This is a genomic window from Streptomyces gilvosporeus (genome assembly GCF_002082195.1).
Classification (GTDB): domain Bacteria; phylum Actinomycetota; class Actinomycetes; order Streptomycetales; family Streptomycetaceae; genus Streptomyces; species Streptomyces gilvosporeus.
Map to the genome: position 1 here is coordinate 2719558 of NZ_CP020569.1, position 21008 is coordinate 2740565.

Annotated in this window: 15 protein-coding genes and 1 tRNA gene; 7 read left to right on the top strand and 9 right to left on the bottom strand. The window is 71.3% G+C overall.

Going from position 1 to position 21008, the window contains the following annotated elements; all coding sequences use genetic code 11:
- Positions 1–48: 48 nt before the first annotated feature.
- The 4 genes from B1H19_RS11925 to B1H19_RS11940 are packed head-to-tail and all read left to right on the top strand — an operon-like array spanning position 49 to position 4473.
- Positions 49–978 (top strand): branched-chain amino acid ABC transporter permease, encoded by a 930-nt coding sequence (locus B1H19_RS11925; protein WP_083104593.1) that lies wholly within the window; start codon positions 49–51, stop codon positions 976–978.
- Positions 979–983: 5 nt separating this feature from the next.
- Positions 984–2780: a branched-chain amino acid ABC transporter permease gene (locus tag B1H19_RS11930; RefSeq protein ID WP_083104594.1), complete on the top strand. Its 1797-nt coding sequence runs from the start codon at positions 984–986 to the stop codon at positions 2778–2780.
- A gap of 5 nt (positions 2781–2785) precedes the next feature.
- Positions 2786–3760 (top strand): ABC transporter ATP-binding protein, encoded by a 975-nt coding sequence (locus tag B1H19_RS11935; RefSeq protein WP_083109563.1) that lies wholly within the window; start codon positions 2786–2788, stop codon positions 3758–3760.
- The gene (locus tag B1H19_RS11940) at positions 3757–4473 is read left to right on the top strand and encodes an ABC transporter ATP-binding protein (protein WP_083104595.1); all 717 of its coding nucleotides are present in this window, start codon (positions 3757–3759) and stop codon (positions 4471–4473) included. Before B1H19_RS11935 ends, B1H19_RS11940 begins: the two co-directional genes overlap by 4 nt.
- Positions 4474–4560: 87 nt before the next feature.
- Here the strand turns inward: B1H19_RS11940 and B1H19_RS11945 are convergent, their stop codons facing one another.
- The gene (locus tag B1H19_RS11945; RefSeq protein ID WP_083104596.1) at positions 4561–5220 is read right to left on the bottom strand and encodes an ANTAR domain-containing response regulator; all 660 of its coding nucleotides are present in this window, start codon (positions 5218–5220) and stop codon (positions 4561–4563) included.
- 95 nt (positions 5221–5315) lie between these two features.
- Between B1H19_RS11945 and B1H19_RS11950 the strand changes: the two genes are divergently transcribed.
- Positions 5316–5390, top strand: a tRNA-Leu gene (locus B1H19_RS11950).
- 108 nt (positions 5391–5498) lie between these two features.
- On the top strand, positions 5499–6290 hold the full coding sequence (locus B1H19_RS11955; protein WP_083104597.1) for a hypothetical protein: 792 nt from the start codon (positions 5499–5501) through the stop codon (positions 6288–6290).
- Between the two features lie 55 nt (positions 6291–6345).
- Here B1H19_RS11955 and pyk read toward each other — a convergent pair whose 3' ends face one another.
- The 8 genes from pyk to B1H19_RS11995 all read right to left on the bottom strand — a co-directional run bounded on the left by pyk (position 6346) and on the right by B1H19_RS11995 (position 19812).
- A complete protein-coding gene (gene pyk / locus B1H19_RS11960) occupies positions 6346–7782 on the bottom strand; it encodes a pyruvate kinase (protein ID WP_083104598.1) in 1437 nt (478 codons plus the stop codon).
- Positions 7783–7927: 145 nt separating this feature from the next.
- Complete coding sequence (locus tag B1H19_RS11965) at positions 7928–8692, bottom strand: SIMPL domain-containing protein (protein ID WP_083104599.1); 765 nt, start codon at positions 8690–8692, stop codon at positions 7928–7930.
- A 230-nt stretch (positions 8693–8922) separates the two neighbouring features.
- Positions 8923–10398, bottom strand: coding sequence for a lysine N(6)-hydroxylase/L-ornithine N(5)-oxygenase family protein (locus tag B1H19_RS11970; RefSeq protein ID WP_083104600.1), 1476 nt, complete (start codon positions 10396–10398; stop codon positions 8923–8925).
- Entirely contained in the window at positions 10395–11801 is a 1407-nt protein-coding gene (locus B1H19_RS11975) for a pyridoxal phosphate-dependent decarboxylase family protein (protein ID WP_083104601.1), read from the bottom strand. The genes B1H19_RS11970 and B1H19_RS11975 overlap by 4 nt, the downstream gene beginning before the upstream one ends.
- Before the next feature lie 201 nt (positions 11802–12002).
- Positions 12003–14570, bottom strand: a complete 2568-nt coding sequence (gene pepN / locus B1H19_RS11980; protein ID WP_083104602.1) for an aminopeptidase N — start codon at positions 14568–14570, stop codon at positions 12003–12005.
- 101 nt (positions 14571–14671) lie between these two features.
- Positions 14672–15559 (bottom strand): helix-turn-helix domain-containing protein, encoded by an 888-nt coding sequence (locus B1H19_RS11985; RefSeq protein WP_083104603.1) that lies wholly within the window; start codon positions 15557–15559, stop codon positions 14672–14674.
- A 198-nt stretch (positions 15560–15757) separates the two neighbouring features.
- Positions 15758–18826 carry an endo-alpha-N-acetylgalactosaminidase family protein gene (locus B1H19_RS11990; protein WP_237289259.1) on the bottom strand — a complete coding sequence of 1023 codons (3069 nt, stop codon included), beginning with the start codon at positions 18824–18826 and terminating at the stop codon, positions 15758–15760.
- Positions 18827–19002: 176 nt separating this feature from the next.
- Positions 19003–19812, bottom strand: a complete 810-nt coding sequence (locus tag B1H19_RS11995; RefSeq protein WP_083104605.1) for a S1 family peptidase — start codon at positions 19810–19812, stop codon at positions 19003–19005.
- A gap of 303 nt (positions 19813–20115) precedes the next feature.
- Between B1H19_RS11995 and B1H19_RS12000 the strand changes: the two genes are divergently transcribed.
- On the top strand, positions 20116–21006 hold the full coding sequence (locus tag B1H19_RS12000; RefSeq protein ID WP_083109564.1) for a hypothetical protein: 891 nt from the start codon (positions 20116–20118) through the stop codon (positions 21004–21006).
- Positions 21007–21008 lie beyond the last annotated feature (2 nt).

Sequence of the window (21008 nt, forward strand, 5' to 3'; positions counted from 1 at the left end):
GGCACCCGGCACGCCGGCCCCCTCCCTTCCACCCAACGGAGGCCTGCGGTGAACGAACTGCCGCAACAGCTGGCCAACGGACTCATCCTCGGCGCGATGTACGGACTCATCGCGATCGGCTACACGATGGTCTACGGCATCGTCCAGCTCATCAACTTCGCCCACGGCGAGATCTTCATGGTCGGCGGCTTCGGCGCACTCAGCGTCTACCTGGCCCTCCCCTCCGGCACCTCCCTCGCCCTCGCCCTGCCCGTCATGCTCCTCGGCGGCATCGCGGTATCCGTCCTCGTCGGCGTCGCCGCCGAACGCTTCGCCTACCGCCCCCTGCGCGGCGCCCCCCGCCTCGCCCCCCTCATCACCGCCATCGGCCTGTCCATCGCCCTCCAGCAAGCCATCTGGAAGTGGTACCCCGACGGCAAACAGGCCCGCGTCTTCCCCCAGTTCAAAGGCCCCGCCCTCGACATCCTGGGCGCCACCGTCCAACGCGGCGACCTGTTCGTCCTCGTCTCCGCCCCCCTGTGCATGCTCGCCCTCGGCTTCTTCGTCTCCAAAACCCGCAGCGGCCGCGCCATGCAGGCCACCGCCCAGGACCCCGACACCGCCCGCCTCATGGGCATCAACACCGACCGCATCATCGTCCTCGCCTTCGCCATCGGCGCCGCCTTCGCCGGCGTCGCCGCCGTCGCCTACGGACTGCGCACCGGCGAAGTGCAATTCCGCATGGGCTTCATCATGGGCCTCAAAGCCTTCACCGCCGCCGTCCTCGGCGGCATCGGCAACATCTACGGCGCCATGCTCGGCGGCCTCGTCCTCGGCGTCGCCGAAGCCCTCGCCACCGCCTACGTCGAAGAAATCCCCGGAATGCAGCAGTTCGGCGGCGGAGCCTGGAAGGACGTCTGGGCCTTCGTCCTCCTCATCCTCGTACTCCTCCTGCGGCCCCAGGGCCTACTGGGCGAACGCGTCGCGGATCGGGCGTGATAGCGATGACCACCCACACCACCACAGCCACCCCCCGCGCACCGCTCCCCCTGCCCGAACGCACCGCCCGCCTCACCACCGCCGCCGGCGCCCTCGCCACCGCCCTCAGCACCGCCCTCGCCTGGACCTGGAGCAGCGACTTCCCCGGCGACCTCACCTACTACTTCTCCCCCGCCGGCCTCCAGCTCGTCACCCTCGCCGGCGGCCTGCTCACCCTCCTCCTCGCCGCCTCCGGACTCGGCCTGCGCGGACTGCGGTGGCTCACCCCCGGCGGCCGCAACGCCCCCGTCCTCCTCGCCGCACTCGCCACCTTCGCCGCCACCTGGTTCACCCTCGGCGCCATCGCCGTCCAGCTCGGCGGCCTGGTCAACCTCGAACCCGGCGGCGCCGTCGCGGGCCTCGCCGCCCTCCTCACCCTCCTCGGCGCCCTCGGCCTGCCCCCCGACCGCACCGACGGCCCACCCCCCACCAACCCCTGGCAACGCCTCACCGCCGCCCTGGCCGCCACCCCCGTACGCCGCCGCACCCGCGAACTCCCCTCCTGGGCCGAGATCCTGATCATCGCCGCCGCCTTCGCCGCCGGGCTGATCACCTTCACCTACGGCATCGACACCGACGACGGCGCCCCCTTCGTCGGCTACCTCCTCTTCATGGTCCTCGCCGTCCCCGCCCTCCACCGCGCCGGCCTGATCGCCCGCCTGACCCAACTCACCCACACCCACCGCGGCATCGCCCTCACCGCGGCCTTCCTCGCCGCCGCACTCTTCCCGTTCACCCAGGACACCGACCAGTACACGATCATCGGCGCCAACATCCTCATCTTCGCGACCGTCGCCCTCGGCCTGAACGTCGTCGTCGGCCTCGCCGGCCTCCTCGACCTCGGATACGTGGCCTTCCTCGGCGTCGGCGCCTACGCCGCCGCCCTGGTCTCCGGCTCCCCCGAATCCGCCCTCGGCCTCCACTTCCCCTTCTGGGCCGCCCTGCTCACCGGCGCCGCCGCCTCCCTCGTCTTCGGCGTCCTCATCGGCGCCCCCACCCTCCGACTACGCGGCGACTACCTGGCCATCGTCACCCTCGGCTTCGGCGAGATCTTCCGCATCGCCATGCTCAACCTCAACGGCACCACCGGCCCCGACATCACCAATGGCGCCATGGGCATCCCCAACATCCCCAACCTCGAAATCTTCGGCTTCAACTTCGGCGAACCACACCACATCCTCGGCATCCCCGTCGCCACCTACGGCAACTACTACCTGCTGATGATCCTGGTCACCGCCTTCGTCGTCCTCGTCTTCCGCCGCGCCGCCGCCTCCCGCATCGGCCGCGCCTGGATCGCCATCCGCGAGGACGAAACCGCCGCCGTCGCCATGGGCATCAACTCCTTCCGCCTCCGCCTCCTCGCCTTCGCCCTCGGCGCCTCCCTGGCCGGACTCGCCGGAACCGTCCATGCACACGTAGTAACGACCGCCACCCCCGAGCAATTCCAGTTCGCCGGCCCCCAGCCCCCCAACTCCGCCTTCCTCCTCGCCGCCGTCATCCTCGGCGGCATGGGCACCCTCAGCGGACCCCTCGTCGGCGCGGCCCTGCTCTTCCTCATCCCCGCCAAACTCGACTTCCTCCAGGACTACCAACTGCTCCTGTTCGGCATCGCCCTCGTCCTGCTGATGCGCTTCCGCCCCGAGGGACTCATCCCCGACCGCCGCAAACAGCTCGAATTCCACGAAACGGGCCAGCTCGACGTCCCCGACCAACGCCTCCCCGACACCGACGCCACCCTCGGCGTCACCCAGGCAAAGGCGTGACCGCCATGACCACACCCACCATGCCCACCGCCGGCGCCGCCGTCCTCGAAGCCCGCGGCGTCACCATGCGCTTCGGCGGCCTCACCGCCGTACGCGACGTCGACCTCACCGTCGGCCCCGGCGAAATCGTCGGCCTCATCGGCCCCAACGGCGCCGGCAAAACCACCTTCTTCAACTGCCTCACCGGCCTCTACGTCCCCACCGAAGGCAGCGTCAGCTACCAGGGCACCCGCCTGTCCCGCAAACCCCACCTCGTCACCCAGGCCGGCGTCGCCCGCACCTTCCAGAACATCCGCCTCTTCGCCAACATGACCGTCCTCGAAAACGTCCTCGTAGGACGCCACACCCGCACCAAAGAAGGACTCTGGTCCGCCCTCCTCCGCGGCCCCGGCTTCAAAAAAGCCGAACGCGCCTCCGAGCAACGCGCCATGGAACTCCTGGAGTTCACCGGCCTCGCCCACAAACGCGACCACCTCGCCCGCAACCTCCCCTACGGCGAACAACGCAAGCTCGAAATCGCCCGCGCCCTCGCCAGCGACCCCGGCCTCCTCCTCCTGGACGAACCCACCGCCGGCATGAACCCCCAGGAAACCCGCGCCACCCAGGACCTCGTCCTCGCCATCCGCGACCAGGGCACCGCCGTCCTCGTCATCGAGCACGACATGCGCTTCATCTTCAACCTCTGCGACCGCGTCGCCGTCCTCGTCCAGGGCCAGAAACTCACCGAGGGCACGGCGGAGGTCGTCCAGGCCGACGAACGGGTGGTGGCCGCCTACCTGGGCACACCCGTCGGGGACGAGGCCGGCAACGGGGACCGGGCCGCCGCCGGGGACCGGCCTGCCGACGCGGAGACGGTCGAGGCCGGGACCGCCGACTCGGAGACCACCGGCACCGCCGCGACCGCCGACGCGGAGACCACCGGCACCCGAGAGGCCACCGAGGAGACCCCGGACACCGCACAGACCGGAGACACCCCATGACCGCACTGCTCGAAGTCGAGGACCTCCGCGTCGCCTACGGAAAAATCGAAGCCGTCAAGGGCATCTCCTTCACCGTCGAAGCAGGCCAGGCCGTCACCCTCATCGGCACCAACGGCGCCGGAAAAACCACCACCCTGCGCACCCTCTCCGGCCTGCTCAAGCCCCTCGCCGGAAAAATCACCTTCGACGGAGAACCCCTCAACGGCGTCCCCGCCCACAAAATCGTCGAACGCGGCCTGGCCCACTCCCCCGAAGGCCGCCGCCTCTTCCCCCGCCTCACCATCGCGGAAAACCTCCAGCTGGGAGCCTTCCTCCGCAAGGACACCGCCGGAATCGACGCCGACATCCACCGCGTCTACGACCTGTTCCCCATCCTCGGCGAACGCCGCAAACAAGCCTCCGGCACCCTCTCCGGCGGCGAACAGCAAATGCTCGCCATGGGACGGGCCTTGATGTCCCGCCCCAAACTCCTGATGCTCGACGAACCCTCCATGGGCCTCTCCCCCATCATGATGCAAAAGATCATGGAGACCATCCGCGAACTCCGCTCCCAAGGCACCACCATCCTCCTCGTGGAACAGAACGCCCAGGCCGCGCTCTCCCTCGCCGACCAGGGCCACGTCATGGAAATCGGCCGCATCGTCCTCTCCGGCAGCGGCCACCGATTGCTGCACGACGAATCCGTCCGCAAGGCGTACCTCGGCGAGGACTGACCCCCGACCACCCGCCCCGACCCATACGAAGCGGCCCCGCACCGATCACCACCGGTACGGGGCCGCTCGCATGCACGGCGCGTGGGCCTAATCCTTGTCCTGCTTCTTCTGCTTCTTCTCTTCCGCGTCCTCGATGACCGCCTCGGCGACCTGCTGCATCGACAGCCGCCGGTCCATCGACGTCTTCTGGATCCACCGGAAGGCGGCGGGCTCCGTCAGGCCGTACTGCGTCTGGAGAATGCTCTTCGCCCGGTCCACCAGCTTGCGCGTCTCCAGCCGCTGGGTGAGGTCGGCGACCTCCTTCTCCAGCGTCTTCAGCTCCGTGAACCGGCTCACGGCCATCTCGATCGCCGGCACGACATCGCTCTTGGAGAACGGCTTGACGAGATACGCCATCGCACCGGCGTCCCGGGCCCGCTCCACCAGCTCGCGCTGCGAGAAGGCGGTCAGCATCAGCACCGGGGCGATGCTCTCCTCGGCGATCTTCTCCGCCGCCGAGATACCGTCGAGGACCGGCATCTTCACGTCAAGGATGACCAGATCGGGCCGGTGCTCCCGGGCCAGCTCGACGGCCGTCTGGCCGTCCCCGGCCTCGCCCACGACGCTGTAGCCCTCTTCTTCGAGCATCTCTTTGAGGTCGAGACGGATGAGGGCCTCGTCCTCGGCGATCACGACGCGGGTGGTCAGCGGCGGGACGTGCGACTGATCGTCTTCGGCGACGGGCGGCTCGGGCTCGGCGGCGCTCACGGGTCTCCTCTTGCTGGCAGGTGGTGCCCCATGAGCCTACCTAGCTCCTGTAAGGTGGTCTCACAGCAGGTAGGCAGTAGCCTTTGATTCCGCTGGCCCCGGTAGCCCAATTGGCATGAGGCAATGGATTCAAAACCCATACAGTGTCGGTTCGAGTCCGACCCGGGGCACTTTACCTTCGATTCCAAGGTCGCCTGAGAATCGAAGAGATTCGCTCATTAAGGCGAACGTTAGCCGTACGGTCTCCGATTGGCCGTCATCGCGCCAAGCTCGCGACCATGAACTTCCATCGCACAGAAGTGCGCCATAGGGCTGTCGCCCGCCTCCGCGCAGGGGCGAAGAACGCAGACGTAGCTCGGGAATTCGACATCCCACTCGGCACCATCAGCTACTGGCGGCACATGGACCGCGCCAAACGCGGAGAGTGTCCGGGCGCCCACGACCCGAAATGCCCACGATGTGACGGCCGCGAGCTCGACTCGGCGGCGTACTCCTACCTGCTGGCCCTCTACCTCGGCGACGGCCACATCATCCAGTACTCGGCCCATCGCGTACCAAGTCTCATGATCACGTGTGACGACGCCTGGCCAGGGCTCATGAACGCCTGCGAGACCGCCATGCGCAAGGTCTTCCCCGACAACTCGGTATGCCGGGTACGCAAGACCGGCTGCCACAACGTGAAGGTCTACTCGAAGCACTTATGGTGCATGTTCCCTCAGCACGGCGAGGGCAAGAAGCACGAGCGGTCGCTCGTCTTGGAACCCTGGCAGCAACAGATCGTGGACGCCCACCCCTGGCAATTCATCCGCGGCCTCATCCACTCCGACGGCTGCCGGATCACCAACTGGACCACGCGGAGGGTTGGCGGGGAGCGCAAGCGCTACGAGTACCCGCGCTACTTCTTCACCAATACGTCCACCGACATCATCCAGCTTTGCACCGACACCCTCGACCGGGTCGGCGTCGAGTGGAAGCCTGCGCGCCAAAAATCCCGTAAAGCGGAGAACATCTCCGTAGCCCGCAAAGCCTCCGTAGCCCTCATGGATCAACACATCGGGCCGAAGTACTGACAGGGACGGCAGTCAGTTCCTCGGCCCAGCGGGTTCAGGTGCGGTGCGGGTGGGGCTACTTCGGGGACTCGTCCTCGCCGATGCGGTGGACGCGGACGAGGTTGGTGGAGCCGGGGACGCCGGGCGGGGAGCCGGCGGTGATGATGACGACGTCGCCCTTCTGGCAGCGGCCGATCTTCAGGAGCTGCTCGTCGACCTGGGCGACCATCTCGTCGGTGGAGTCGACGGTCGGGCCGAGGAAGGTTTCCACGCCCCAGGTGAGGTTGAGCTGGGAGCGGGTGGCGGTGTCGGGGGTGAAGGCGAGCAGGGGGATCGGGGAGCGGTAGCGGGAGAGGCGGCGGACGGTGTCGCCGGACTGGGTGAAGGCGACGAGGAACTTGGCGCCGAGGAAGTCGCCCATGTCGGCGGCGGCGCGGGCGACGGCGCCGCCCTGGGTGCGGGGTTTGCTGGTGACGGTCAGCGGCGGCAGGCCCTTGGCGAGGATGTCCTCCTCGGCGGCTTCGACGATGCGGCTCATCGTTTTGACCGTTTCAGTGGGGTGTTTGCCGACGCTGGTCTCGCCGGAGAGCATGACGGCGTCGGTGCCGTCGATGACGGCGTTGGCGACGTCGGATGCCTCGGCGCGGGTGGGCCGGGAGTTGTCGATCATCGAGTCGAGCATCTGGGTGGCGACGATGACCGGTTTGGCGTTGCGCTTGGCGAGTTTGATGGCGCGCTTTTGGACGATCGGGACGGTTTCCAGGGGCATTTCGACGCCGAGGTCGCCGCGGGCGACCATGATGCCGTCGAAGGCGGCGACGATGTCGTCGATGTTGTCGACGGCCTGGGGTTTTTCCACCTTGGCGATGACGGGGAGGAAGCGGTCTTCCTCGCGCATGATCCGGTGGACGTCCTCGATGTCGCGGCCGCTGCGGACGAAGGAGAGGGCGATGATGTCGGCGCCGGTGCGCAGGGCCCAGCGGAGGTCGCGTTCGTCCTTGTCGGAGAGGGCGGGGACGGAGACGGCGACGCCGGGGAGGTTGAGGCCCTTGTGGTCGGAGACCATGCCGCCTTCGATGACCTTGGTGCGGACGCGGGGTCCGTCGACGCCGGTGACTTCGAGGGTGACGCGGCCGTCGTCGACGAGGATGCGTTCGCCGGGGGTGACGTCGTCGGCGAGGCCGGCGTAGGTGGTGCCGCAGAGGTGGCGGTCGCCTTCTACGGACGGTTCGACGGTGATGGTGAACTCGTCGTCGCGTTCGAGAAGTACGGGTCCTTCGCGGAATCGGCCGAGGCGGATCTTCGGGCCTTGAAGGTCGGCGAGGATGCCGACGCTGCGGCGGGTTTCGTCGGAGGCTTTGCGTACGTGTGCGTAGCGGGCTTCGTGGTCGGCGTAGGTGCCGTGGCTGAGGTTGAAGCGGGCGATGTCCATTCCGGCGTCGACGAGGGCTTTGATCTGCTCGTACGAGTCGGTGGCGGGTCCTAGTGTGCAGACGATTTTTGCTCGGCGCATGTTTCGACCCTATGACCTACCCGACGGTAGGGAACGGGAAAGAGGTGACAGCCCAACGTCCGCTGGATGAAGGGGTGTTGACAAGTATTGGAATGGGCGTGAGGGCGCTCTGATGAGCGGATTTCCGGGTGTCCGGGGTGTGGTCTCAGAGTGCGGGACGGGTCATGGTGAAGCGCGCGTTGACGTGGGCGTGGACGGTCTGGCGCTGGGGCTGGAGGTCGAGGGCGGGGGTGGCGGGTGCGCCGCCGGGGGCTGCCGGGGGTGGCGGGGCGCCGTAGCCGCGCAGGGCGCCGGGTGCGGTGGGGGTGGTGGGGGCGTCGGCGCCGAGGTCGGCGAGTTCGACGAGGGCGTCGAGGCGGGCGCCGAGGGCTTCGGCGTATTCGCGGGCGCGCTGGACGGCTTCGCGGACGGCCTGGGTGCGGGCGGTGCGGTGGGCGGGTGAGTCGGGGCGCAGGGACCACCAGGGGCCGGCGAGGCGGGTGAGGTCGAGGTCGCCGAGGCGGGTGGTGAGTTCGCCGAGGGCGGTGAAGTCGTTCAGGGTGGCGGTGAGGGTGACGCTGCCGTGGTAGGCGCGGATGCGTTCGTTGCGGCCTTTGTCGGTGAGCTGGGGGGTGATGCTGAAGGCGCCGGTTTCGAGTTTTTCGACGGCGTCGCCGTAGCTCTTGATGAGGGTGAGGGCCTGGTCGTTGCGGCGGGTGAGGTCGGTGAGGGTGGTGTTGCGGTCGGTGCCGCGGGCGGTGACGGTGACGAATATTCGGGCGATTTCGGGCTCGACTTCGAGGCGGGCTTCGCCGCGGACGGCGACGCGGGGGGTGTCGGGGGTGCCGTAGGGCAGGGGGGTGTGGGGGTGGGCGGGTGTGCCTTGGGGGGCGTCTTCGGGGGTGTGTGCGGGGGTGGGGTGGTCGGTCATGGGTGGGTCGGCTCCTGGGGGTGATGGCGGGTGAAGGGTGGGGGTGAAGGGTCGCATATCGGGGGCGCGTTGGGGGGGTGGCGGCCGGGATATGCGGGCGGGGGTCGTCGGGGCGCCGGCCGGGGGTGGGCGTAAAAGGGCCGCCCTCACAGGCGGCGGCGCGGCAGGCGTGGTCGGCCTGCGGGTGGGCGGGGCGGCGGCGTGGGTGCGGGGCGCCGCCCCGCGGTGTGTCAGTGGCGGGGGACGAGGGTGGAGCCCTGGCGGGGGACGGTGCCGGTGCGGGTGGGGGCGGGCTGCTGGAGGCCGAAGGTGGTGAAGGCGGTGCGGGTGGGGAGGGGGTAGGCGGGGGTGTCGGTGAGGGAGTTGAGGATGGTGGCGCTGCGCCAGGCGGCGAGGCCGAGGTCGGGGGCGCCGACGCCGTGGGTGTGGGTTTCGGCGTTCTGGACGTAGATCGCGCCGGTGAGGGAGGGGTCGAGGTCGAGGCGGTGGTGTTCGTCGATGCGGGGGCGGCCGGCGCGGTCGCGGCGTACGTAGGGGTCGAGGGCGGCGAGGAGGGTGTCGAGGCGGCGTTCGCGGTAGCCGGTGGCGAGGACGACGGCGTTGGTGGTGAGGCGGGAGCGGGTGCCTTGCTGGGTGTGGTCGAGGTGGAGTTCGATCATGGTGGTGCCGACGCGGCCTGCGGTGCGTACGGCGACGCCGGGGGTGAGGGTGGCGTCGGGCCAGCCGCCGTGGAGGGTGCGGCGGTAGAGCTCGTCGTGGATGGCGGCGAGGGTGTCGTGGTCGATGCCCTTGTGGAGCTGCCATTGGCCGGGGATGAGGGCGTCGCGTACGGGTTCGGTCAGGCCGTGGAAGTAGCGGGTGTAGTCGGGGGTGAAGTGTTCGAGGCCGAGTTTGCTGTATTCCATGGGGGCGAACGCGGGGGTGCGGGCGAGCCAGTGGAGACCTTCGTGGCCGGTGGGGCGGGCGCGGAGCAGGTCGAGGAAGATTTCGGCGCCTGACTGGCCGGCGCCGATGACGGTGATGTGGTCGGCGGCGAGCAGGCGTTCGCGGTGGGTGAGGTAGTCGGCGGAGTGGAGGACGGGGACGGCGGGGGCGTCGGCGAGGGGGCGCAGGGGTTCGGGGATGTGGGGGGTGGTGCCGATGCCGAGGGCGATGTTGCGGGCGTAGGTGCGGCCGAGGGCTTGGGCTTCGCCGTCGGTGTCGAGTTGGGTGAAGTCGACTTCGTAGAGGGCGCGTTCGGGGTTCCAGCGCAGGGCGTCGATCTGGTGGCCGAAGTGGAGTCCGGTGAGGTTTTCGCTGACCCAGCGGCAGTAGGCGTCGTATTCGGCGCGGTGGATGTGGAATTTTTCGGCGAAGTAGAAGGGGTAGAGGCGTTCGCGGCTGCGGAGGTAGTTGAGGAAGGTCCAGGGGCTGGTGGGGTCGGTGAGGGTGACGAGGTCGGCGAGGAAGGGGACTTGGAGGGTGGCGCCATCGATGAGGAGGCCGGGGTGCCAGTGGAAGGCGGGGCGTTGGTCGTAGAAGGCGGTGCGCAGGTGGGTGAGGGGGTGGGCGAGGGCGGCGAGGGAGAGGTTGAAGGGGCCGATGCCGATGCCGGCGAGGTCGAGGGGGGTGTCGGGGCCGGTGGGGTCGGGGCCGGTGGGGTCGGTGCCGTTGGCGTCTGGGGCGGGGGTGTCGGTGCCGCTGGTGTCGGTGTCGGGAGGGGTCATCGAGGGGTGTGGCCTTCCACGAGGGTGAGGAGGGTGGTGAGGTCTCCGGGCTGGGTGTGGGGGTTGAGGAGGGTGGCCTTGAGCCAGAGGCCGGTGGGGGTGGTGGCGCGGCCGAGGACGGCGTGTCCGTCGGTGAGGAGGGTGCGGCGGATGGTGGCGAGGGTGGTGGGGTCGGCGCCGGTGGGGCGGAAGAGGACGGTGGAGAGGGTGGGGCGGGAGTGGAGTTCGTAGCGGGGGTGGGCGTCGATGAGGTCGGCGAAGGTCTGGGCGGCGGCGAGGGTGCGGTCGACGAGGTCGCCGAGGCCGGTGCGGCCGAGGGCTTTGAGGGTGACGGCGATTTTGAGGATGTCGGGGCGGCGGGTGGTGCGCAGTGAGCGGCCCAGGAGGTCGGGCAGGCCGGCTTCGGTGTCGTCGTCGGCGTTGAGGTAGTCGGCCTGGTGGGCGAGGGGGGCGAGGGTGGCGGGGTCGGGGACGGCCAGGAGGCCGGCGGCGACCGGTTGCCAGCCGAGTTTGTGCAGGTCGAGGGTGACGGTGTGGGCGCGGTCGAGGCCGTGCAGGGCGGGGCGGTGGGTGTCGCTGAACAGGAGGGGGCCGGCGTAGGAGGCGTCGATGTGGAGGCGGGCCCGGTGGTGTGCGGCGAGGTCGGCGAGGGCGGGGAGGGGGTCGATGGCACCGGAGTCGGTGGTGCCGGCGGTGGCGGTCAGGAGTACGGGGCCGGTGTGGCCGGCGAGGTTGGCGAGGCAGGTGTGGACGGTGTCGGGGGTGAGGACGCCGTTGGGGGTGGGGAGGGTGAGGGGTTCGGGGAGGCCGAGGAGCCAGGCGGCGCGGGGGATGGAGTGGTGGGCGTTGGCGCCGCAGACGATTTGGAGGGGGCCGGCGTCCCGGGGGGCGCTTTCGCGGGCCAGGAGGGCGGCGAGCAGGTTGGATTCCGTGCCGCCGGTGGTGACCAGGGCGTCGGGGCGGGCGGCCGCGGGGTGGACGAGGGCGGCCAGTTCGCGGCAGGTGAGGGCCTCTAGTTCGGAGGCGGCGGGGGCCTGGTCCCAGGAGTCCATGGAGGGGTTGAGGGCGCCGGCGGCGAGGTCGGCCGCGGTGGCCAGGGCCAGCGGGGGGCAGTGCAGATGGGCGGCGCAGCGCGGGTCGGCGGGGTCGGCGGCGCCGGCGGCGAGGGTGTGGACGAGGGTGCGCAGCGCGTCGTGGGGGCCGGTGCCGTATTCGGGGATCAGGGGTGTGCAGGCGGTGCGGACGGTGTGGGCGACGGCGTCGGGGCCGCCGGGTGGGAGGGGGCCTGCGCGGTGTGCGGCGCCGGTGGCGAGGGCGTCGAGGACGATGTCGAGCAGGGGGCGGAGGGCGCGGGGGCCGTCGGCGCCGCCTGCGAGGGCGGTCCCGGCAGGGGGCTCGGGCATCAAGTGCGCTCTTCTTCGGGGGGAATTCGGGCGGCGGTCCGCTGGGGACCAAGGCCGCCCTAAGTTACTTTCCCCGCAGGGTGCGCAGGCGCGGGTTGGGGCACCACCACTCGTACGGGCGGTGGTACCACCCTTTTGTGTTACGGGCCGGCAAGCAGGTGTTCGGGGCCGCCGGGTGCCGGTCCGGCGGCCCCGGTGGCATCAGGCCCCGCGGACCGTCAACGCCCGCCGCAGGTCGTCGAGTTGGTCGATGAGTTTGCGGCGCAGGGCGGGGGTCGGGTTGCCGTCGGCCAGGCAGGTTTCGCCCAGGCGGAGGGTTTCGGGGGTGATGTGGGTGGCGGGGAAGGCGTAGCGGCCGGCGGCGTCGGCGAGGGCGGGGCCGCGGTGGGTGGCGAGGGCGGGGGCTTCGGCGAAGAAGCGGGGGACGTAGTCGCGTACGAGGTCGGTCTGTTCGGGCTGCCAGAAGCCCTGGGCGGTGGCGGTGAAGAGGTGGTTGGACAGGGCAATGTCGTCGTCGGTGGTGAACAGGGCGTGCCAGGCGGCCTGTTTGGCGGCGGGGTCGGGGAGGGCGGCGCGGCAGCGGGCGGCGCCCTGTTCTCCGGTGGCGCTGGGGTCGCGGGCGAGTTCGGCGTCGATCGTGTCGGGGGTGAGGGCGCCGAGGGTGGCGAGCCGGGCCAGGATGCGCCAGCGCAGTTCGGGGTCGAGGTCGGGGCCGCCGGGGACGCTGCCGCCGTCGAGCCAGTCGCGCAGGCCCTCGGGGGTGGTGGCGCTGTCGATGAAGGCGCGTACGGCGGTCAGGCGCAGGCCGGTGGAGGTGCCGTGGGCGGGGCCTTCGGTGTGGCGCAGTATCTCGCGGGCGAGGGCGGTGAGGGTGGCGAGGGCTGCGGGGCGTTCGGACGGGGGGAGGTAGCGGTCGGCGATCTGGGTGCGGGCGAAGGTGAGGACGCCCTGGACGAGGGCGAGGTCGGTTTCGTGCGGGAGGTGGGCGCGGGCGGCGTCCAGGTAGGCGGTGGGAGCGAGTTCGCCGTCGCGGACCATGTCGCGGGCGGCGTTCCAGACGACGGCGCGGGTGAGGGCGTCGGGCAGGCCCGACAGGGCGGCGAGGGCGGTGTCCCAGGAGGCGGCGTCGAGGCGGACCTTGGCGTAGGTGAGGTCCTGGTCGTTGAGGAGGAGCAGGGCGGGGCGGCTCCCGGGGGTGGCGGGGTGGTGGATGGGGGCACCTCCCTGCTCGAGCGGAGTCGAGAGCTTGGGGGAGGGGTCGGCGGGGAGGTCCCGGGTCAGCGGTGTGCGGGGGACGAGGCGGCCGGGGTCGGCGGGGTGGCGGTCGTAGAGGCCCACGGTCAGACGGTGGGGGCGGGTGCCGTCCGGGCTGCCGGTGTGGTCGATGTGCAGGGTCCAGCCGCCGTCGTCGGTGTCGGCGATGACGGGGACGAGGGTGTCGACTCCGGTGGTGCGCAGCCAGCGTTCGGCCCAGGTGTGGACGTCGCGGTCGGTGGCGCGGGCGAGGGAGTCGATGAAGTCGGCGAGGGTGGCGTTGGCGAAGCGGTGCCGGGCGAAGTGGTCGTTGATGCCGGCGAGGAAGTCTTTTTCGCCCATCCATGCGACGAGTTGGCGCAGTGCGGAGGCGCCCTTGGCGTAGGAGATGCCGTCGAAGTTGAGCATCGCGGCGGCGGTGTCGGGGACGTCGTCGGGGGCGGGGGCGACGGGGTGGGTGGAGGGGCGCTGGTCGGCGTCGTAGCCCCAGCCCTTGCGGGTGAGGGCGAAGTCGGTCCAGGTGCCGGTGAAGCGGGTGGTCTCGGAAAGGACCTGGTATCCCATGTACTCGGCGAAGGACTCGTTGAGCCAGATGTCGTCCCACCAGCGGAAGGTGACCAGGTCGCCGAACCACATATGGGCCATTTCGTGGGCGATGACCATGCCGCGGGTCTGGCGTTCGGTGTCGGTGACGGCGGAGCGGTAGAGGAATTCGTCGCGGAAGGTGACGAGGCCGGGGTTCTCCATGGCGCCCCAGTTGAATTCGGGGACGAATGCCTGGTCGTAGGAGTCGAAGGGGTAGGGCTCGTCGAAGATCTGGCCGTAGCGGTCGTAGCAGCGGCGGGTGATGTCGAGGATTTCGTCGGCGTCGGCGTCCAGGTGGGGCGCGAGGGAGCGGCGGCAGTGGAGGCCGAAGGGCAGTCCGGCGTGTTCGGTGCGTACGGAGTGCCAGGGGCCGGCGGCGACGGCGACGAGGTAGGTGGGGATCCGGGGGGTGGGGGCGGCCTTCCAGGTGCCCTCGCCGGTGTGTGTGGTGCGGCCGTTGGCGAGGACGGTCCAGTCTTCGGGGGCGGTGACGGACAGGTCGAAGACGGCTTTGAGGTCGGGCTGGTCGAAGGCGGCGAAGACGCGGGGGGCGTCGGAGGGGCCGCACTGCGTGTAGACGTACACCTGGCCGTCTTCGGGGTCGGTGAAGCGGTGCATGCCTTCGCCGGTGCGGGAGTGGCGCATGGTGGCGTCGAGGCGCAGTTCGTGGTCGCCGGCGGTCAGCGCGAGGGGGAGGCGGTCGCCGTCGAGGGCGGCCGGGTCGAGGGGGTGGCCGTCGAGGGTGACGGTGTGCAGCGTGGCGGGTTTGATCTCGACGAAGGTGTCGCCGGCCTCGTGGGCACGGAAGTGGATGACCGTACGGGATCCGAAGATGTCCTCGCCGTGGGTGAGGTCGAGGTGGATGTCGTAGCGGTGGACGTCGAGGAGGCGGGCCCGGGCCTGCGCCTCGGTGCGGTGGAGTGCGGGCATGGCTTCATGCTGCCACCCGGGTACCTGGGGGTGCACGGGTGTTTGGGGGAGGGGGGCGGGGCCGCTTTTGAGGAGCGTGGCGGGGCGGCCGTTGCGGGCGGTCAGTGGCCCGGGCCGGTCACCAGTGGCGGGTTGTCCGGGGCCGGGATCTGGGTGGACCAGCCGCCGGGGACGGTGTGGGTCTGGCGGTCGCGGAAGCGTACGGGGGCGGTGCCGACGCGGCGGGTGAAGAGGCGGGAGAAGTAGGCGGGGTCGTCGTAGCCGACGCGGCGGGCGACGGCGGCGACCGGGAGGTCGGTGGCGGCCAGGAGTTCCTTGGCGCGGCCGAGGCGGATGCCCAGGAGGTAGTCCTTGGGGCTGCATCCGGCGCCGCGGCGTACGGCGGCGCGCAGTTCGGCGGGCGTCATGCCGTGGCGGGCGGCGTGTTCGGCGACGGAGAGGGGGAGGAAGGCGTCGCGGGCCAGGGCGGCGAGGACGGGGTCCTGGCCGGTGCCGTCGGCGGCGCGGGCGCGGCGCAGGGCGACGAGGAGTTCGTGGACGGCGGCGGCGGTCTCGACTTCCAGGAGGGGGTTGCCGCGGCGGGCGGCGCGGGCGATGGTGCCGACGGCGGCGCGGGGGCGGGCGGTGTCGGCGAGCGGGACGAGGGGGCGGTCGGGTTCGATGTAGCCCAGTTCGGTGTAGGTGGCGGCGGCCGGGCCGGTGAAGTCGACGAAGCTTTCGTCCCAGCCGGTGGCGGGGTCGGCGCCGTAGTGGTGCGGTACGCCGGGGATCAGCCAGAGGAGGGCGGGGGCGGTGACGGGTCGGCGTCGTCCGTCGGGGGCGGCGAACCAGCCGCGGCCGGCGCCGACGATGACGGCGACGTGGTGGTCGAGGGTGCGCGGCCCGACGGCGGGCAGGGTGCCGTGCTGAAGGCCGACGCCCAGGCAGACGAGGCCGAGCCGGTGGTGGACCGGGCTGGGCGTGAAGTACCGCATCCAGGTGTGGTACATGGCGTGGCTCCCGTCGTGCCGTGCCCCGTGGGCGTGCGGGCGTCGCTCCGTCCCCGTCCTCGAATCCTTGTCCATGGGGCGGTGTGTCGCCAGAGGGCGGGGCCCGGTACGGGCGGCGTCGGGTGCGTGGGAGCCGGAGGGCGCCCCGGTCCTGGTGGGGGCAGGACCGGGGCGCCGGTCGGGGCGGCTCGCGGGTGGTCAGAGCGCGTGTACCTCGAAGGAGTCCAGTACGCATTCCGCGGTGCCGTCGTCGCCGGTCTTGCGCAGGCCCACCCAGGCCTCGCCGGTGGCGGGGGCGGTGAACTCGTAGGTGTGGACGGCCGGTTGGGTGGCGACGGGGAGGGGGGTGCGGGTCAGTTCGCGGGGGCCGGGGGTGTCGACGGCGGTGATCCAGGCGTACTGGCCGGCCTTTTCGTTCTCGTAGCGGAAGGTGATCCGGTAGCGGCGGCCGGCGGTGAAGCGGACGGTGTGCGGGACGGTGCGGTAGACCAGGCCGGTGTTCTCGCCGCGGGATTTGAGGGACTGGGTGCCGTCGATGACGTCGTCGATGGCCTTGCCGTTCCAGCCGCGCTGGGTGAACGGGGCGTGCCGCTGGGCGATATGGGTGCGCGGGTCGGTGCTGCCGCCCGCGTCGCCCTTGACGAAGGGGCCCCAGCCCTGGGGGACGTCCTCGAAGTCCTCGTGGACCAGGGCGCTCTTCGGGGTGGTGGGTGCGGCGGGGACGATGCGGACGTTGTCGAAGCGGACGCGTGCCCGGCCCGCCGCGGCGGTCAGGGCGAGGGTGACCGGGCCGCCGCCCTCGGGGACGGTGAAGCGGGTGAACAGGCGCTGGAAGCGGGTGCCGGATTTGCGGTCGGCGGCGACGTAGTTGACGGCGGTGGAGGTGTCGGTCCAGTTGGCGGCGGTGCGGCCGTCGGCGGTGCGGACCTCGAGGGCGGCCCGGCGCCGCTCCCCCGCCGTCGCGCCGACCTCGACCTGGACGGAGGCGGCGTAGCTGCCGGGGGCGAGGCGGCGGAGTTTCTGGGCGACGGTGGCGGCCGGGCCCGCGCCGATGACCAGTTCGTGGTCGCCGCGTGCGGAGCGGTGGACGGCGGCGGGGCCGGTGACCTGCCAGGCGTCGAGGGTGCCGGACTGGAAGCCGGGGTCGTTCAGCGCGGTGCCCTCGCCCCAGCCGGGGTCGGGCTGCCGCGGGGCCTTGGTGCGGTGGATGACGTAGGGGGTGCGGGGTTCGGCGGTGAGGGTGATCCGGCCGCCGCCGGCCGGGATCCGGGTCTCCTGGGTGCGGCCCTGGTCGGTGAGCCGGTAGGCGTACACCTCGGTCGCGGCGGACCAGCCGCGGGGCAGCGTCCAACTCGTGCTGCCGCCTTGTGGGTTGTAGTGGTAGAGCCGGTCGGGGTCGGTGGCGCGGCGGGGCTCCCAGGGCAGGAGGTAGGTGCCGTTGTCGTAGACGCGGCGGCCGTCGGTGGTGATGGTGCGGGTGCCCGAGGCGTCGCTGACGGAGGTGTGGGTGGGGCCCTCGAAGGTGATCTCGTGGGCGGTCCAGGTCCGGATCGGGTACGCCTGGAGGTATTTGGCGGGCAGGGCGTCGCGCCAGATGACGGCGGAGAAGGCGGTCCAGTCGGTTTTGCCGGTCCAGCCCTCGAAGTTTCCCATCCGGGGCGCGCCCAGGAGGGTGGGCCATTTGTCGGTGAAGACGTCCTTGTGGTGGTTGTGGAGAAAGCGGATGAGCCGGGAGTTGATACCGCGGGAGGTGTCGGGGCCGTAGTCGGTCTCGTTCGCCCAGTGCGACCACAGCGAGGAGCGCTCCAGGCCGTGGCCCCATTCGCTGGCGATGTGCCAGCCCTGGTCGCGCAGATGGCGCTGGAGGCGGTCGGAGTTCCAGCCGGATTCGCGGAAGACGTCGAGGTAGACGGTGTTCAGCGCCGGGTCGGTCTCGGCGCGCAGCTGCGCGAAGCGGCGGGCGATGTCGCCTGCGACCAGATCGCGGCGGGCGTCGATGCGGTAGGACTGGTCGAGCCAGTCCCACTGCTTGTCGTTCTTGTCGACGAGGGTTTCGGAGAAGGCGTGCGCGACGGGGTAGGACTCGGTGGCGTTGACGTGGACGGCGAAGTCGCTGTGCCATGTCGTGCCGGCGCGGAGCAGGGTGTTGAGGTCGGCCAGGCCGCCGGCGCGGCGGTTGTAGTTGCCGCCGTAGTCGGGGTGGGCGGAGTCGTGGCCCTCGGACTGGTAGCCCTTGAGGAGGGTGAACTGCCGCAGCCCGTCGGTCGCCAGGCAGATCCGTTTGACGTGGTCGAGGGTGGCGAGGAACGGGTTGGTGGCCTGGCTGGCGAAGTTGAACGGGATATGCGGGACGACCCGCAGATGCTGGTCGTCGGCGCCCAGGGGCACGGGCAGGATGTCGCGCAGCGCGATGGCGGCGTCCTGCCAGTCGGTGCGTCCGTCGCCGTTGCGGTCGCCGGTGACGATGACGGTGGCGTACGGCAGCGGGTCGGTGGCGTCGACACGCTGCCCGGCGGCCCGGTGGGTCCACTGGCCGGGCGCCAGGCGGGCCGCGACGAAGCCGTCGCCGCGCACGGTCTGGTGCCACAGTCGGCCGTTCTCCCAGGCGGTGGCGCCGGAGGGGGTGTCGTAGACGGTGTTGGCGTCGACGGCGGCGGCCAGTTGGTCGGTGGCGACGACGGCGTAGGCGCATCCGGTGGGTGCGGTCTCGACGGGGGTGTCGGCGGTGACCTCGACGAGGGTGTCGCCGCTCTTGGCCTTGTCGAGGTCGATCCGGGCGGCGAGCAGGGCGGCGCCGGGCTGGTCGCTGCGGACGCTGAGCAGGGCGAGGCCGGGGATCTGGAGGGTGCCGATGCGCAGGGCGGGGGTGTCGGTGATCGAGGTGACCCGCCAGGTGGTCCGCCATCCGTCGACGGCGATCTCGACGGTGATACGGGCCTTGCCGTCGAAGGCGAGGGTGTAGCGGGCGCGGCCGTCGCGGGCCTGGTGGGTGACCTGGGGGGTGTGGGCGGTGCCGTCGATGAGGACGTCGGTGACGGGGGCGTCCTGGCCGTACAGGACGTGGCCGGTGGAGCGTTCGGTGTAGGAGAGGATGCGGGGGAAGGCGGTGTCGACGCGGACCTCCAGTGCGTCGGAGCGCAGGACCGCCTCGGTGGTGCGGGGCGCGGCGAGGGCGGGGTGGCCGCCGAGCGGCACCCCGGCGAGCGCGGCCGTGGCGACCGAGGCGGCGACGACCTTTCTGCGGCTGGGCCCTGGCTGCTGCGTCACGTGCGTTGTCCTCCTTGGCACCGGCACCGGCTGTCGCGGGACAGCGTGCGGTGCGGGCGGGCCGGGCGCCCATGGACAAAGGTGGGGAAGATGTTGGACTAACGGGCGCGGGGGGCTGCCGGGCATGGCGCGAGGCCCGGAGAGTGCGCCCCGGGCCCCGCGGAAACGCTGTGCGGTCAGCCGCCCAGCTTGTCGGCGCCCGCCTTGATGTCCTTGGCGAAGGTGCTCACCTCGCTGTAGACACCGGGCTTGCCGGGCCGTGCGCAGCCCTCGCCCCAGGAGACGATGCCGACCTGGAGGAAGGCCCCGGAGTCGTCCTTGCGGAACATCGGGCCGCCGGAGTCGCCCTGGCAGGTGTCGACGCCGCCGGTGTCCAGCTTGCCGGCGCAGATCTCGTCGCCGGGGGTGAGCTGGTCGCCGTACGCCTTCTGGCAGGTGGCGTCGTCGATGAACGGGACGGTGGCCTTGAGGAGGTAGCGCTGCTGGTCGCCACCTTCCTTGTCGGCGCCCCAGCCGGCGATGGTGAAGTCGCCGTTGTTGAGCTTGTCGTCCTGGGCGATCTTCAGGGTGGGCAGGTCTATCGCCTTGTCGAGCTTGATCAGCGCCCAGTCCTTGCCCTTGCCGTTGTAGCCGGGGGCCTGGAGGACCTCCTTGGACTTGACGTTGATCGCCTTGGAGTCCTGGAGGTCGGCCACGCCGGCGGTGGCGGTGATGGAGGTGTCGGGGCCGCTCTTGTCGACGCAGTGGGCGGCGGTGAGCACGATGTCCTTGGTGTAGAGGGCGCCGCCGCAGCCCATGGACAGGCGGACCATGAAGGGGAATTCGCCCTGGGCGGCCTTGGTTCCGCCGACGACCTTGGTGTGGCCGCCGACGGGCTGGGGGGTGGGGGCGCCGGCGAAGGCGGAGCCGGACTGGAGGCTGAAGGCGGCGAGGGCGACCGCGCCGACGGCGATGGGTCTGGTGACGAGCTTCCGGTAGCTGCGCAACGGGCTTCCTTTCGTGGGGGGTTGCACGTCGATGACGGGCCCATGCCAATACCGGAGCCCGGACGTGGCCGCCGCGGAAAGCGCGTGGAGGGCAGCACACCGTGAGGCGTCCGGACCCAGTGGGGGATGAGTCCGTCACAGCGTCCTGCGATTATGTGGACAGTGCGATCGGCGGACAAGGGCGCGCTTCCGGCCACGTTCCGGGCCAACTCCCCCGCTGCGGCCGCCTCGTGTACCTCGTGGGCCCCGTATGCCTCGTACGGCCTGTACCGGGCGGCTTCCGGGCGCCCGTACAGTGGCCGGATGGCAACGGGCGGCAGCGAGATCGCGCACGGATTTCCGCATCTGGAGACGGTGCGGGCGGCCGTCACGGCGCTGTTCCGGCGCCTGTCGTACGACACCGTCAGCACCTTCGACACCAGCGTGCTGCCGGTCGAGGTCGCCTTCGACGACACCGAGGACATCCACCTGGGCGCCCAGCGGGTGGCCCGCGCGATGGTGCGTCAGCTCCGGCTGCCCGACGCCCGGATCGTCGTCTCCTTCCGGGAGATGGAGCACGCCGCCACGGTCGAACTCACCGCGGGGCCCGAGTACTTCATCGAGCTCAACGAGCGCTTCCGCACCCACCGCAAGGACATCGGCGCGGCCCTGGCGCACGAGGTGATGCACCTGTGCCTGCACCGCCTGGACCTGTCGTTCCCCGGCACCCGCGACAACGAGATCCTCACCGACACCGCCACCACCTACCTCGGCGCGGGCTGGCTGCTGCTGGACGCCTACCGCGAGCACGGCCCGTTCTCGCAGAAGCTCGGCTATCTGACGCCGGAGGAGTTCGGCTATGTGCTGGCCAAGCGGGCGGAGTTCTTCGGCGAGGACCCGGCGCCGTGGTTCACCAGCCCCCAGGCGTACGACGCCTACACCGCGGGTGCGGCGCGGGCCCGCCAGGACGCCCGCCGCCCGCCCCTGGCCGTGGCCGGCCGCCTGGCCCGCCTGCGCTACGCCAAGGACCGCCATGCGGCCCGCTCCGGCCGCCCCGCCCCGCCGTCCCCCGACGGCTACGCCTTCGAGGGCACGTCCCCGCTGCGGGTGTCCTTCCCCTGCCCCGTCTGCCACCAGCGCATCCGGGTGCCGGTACGGGGGCGGCTGCGGGCGCGGTGCGGGCTGTGCGGGTCGGTGCTGGAGTGCGAGACGTGAGG